Origin of the sequence: Comamonas sp. B-9, assembly GCF_000410635.1 — a bacterium.
GTDB lineage: Bacteria > Pseudomonadota > Gammaproteobacteria > Burkholderiales > Burkholderiaceae_C > Comamonas.
The window spans coordinates 440-951 of record NZ_KE148645.1 but is presented as its reverse complement, the minus strand read 5'-3'; the positions used below and the strand labels follow the sequence as shown (position 1 = coordinate 951).

The following is a 512-nucleotide window of genomic DNA, read 5'->3' as shown; positions in this document are numbered from 1 at the left end:
GCGGGTGGACAGAAGACTTGGCCATGGTGATCACAAAGAAAAGAGGACGGGTGGCAGGAGCGCCGTGCAAGACGGCGCCATGCCGCTTTCCTTTGACATGTCCCGCGAGAACCTAAAACAGACCAGGGTGGTCAAAAAATTCTTCAAAATTTTTTGCCCTGCCTTCGATCTGTCTCAGCCAGCCCTCTCCACCACCACCTCGCGCTGGCCCCACCAGCGCACCAAGCTGCGCACCCGCAGGCCCGGCAGGGCGTCCAGCGTGGCCAGCACCCGCGCCACATCGGCCAGCGGATAGGTGCCCGACATGCGCAGCGCCGCCACCGCCGGGTCGCAGACCAGGCGCTCCACGCTATAGGGCTGCAGCGCCGCCAGCATGTCGGCCAGCGGCATGCCGCGTGCGACCAGCATGCCGTCGGTCCAGGCCAGGCTGTCTTCGACCACCGCTTGCGGCGTAGAGACCGACGCGGCTTGCAGCGTGGCGCTAAAACCCGCCTGCAGCACCTGGCCGGCTA

Annotated in this window: 1 pseudogene; it reads right to left on the bottom strand. The window is 65.8% G+C overall.

Features of this window, described 5'->3' with window-relative positions:
• Window positions 1-174: 174 nt before the first annotated feature.
• Window positions 175-512: pseudogene (locus H928_RS32550) on the bottom strand (iron dicitrate transport regulator FecR); the annotation flags it as partial.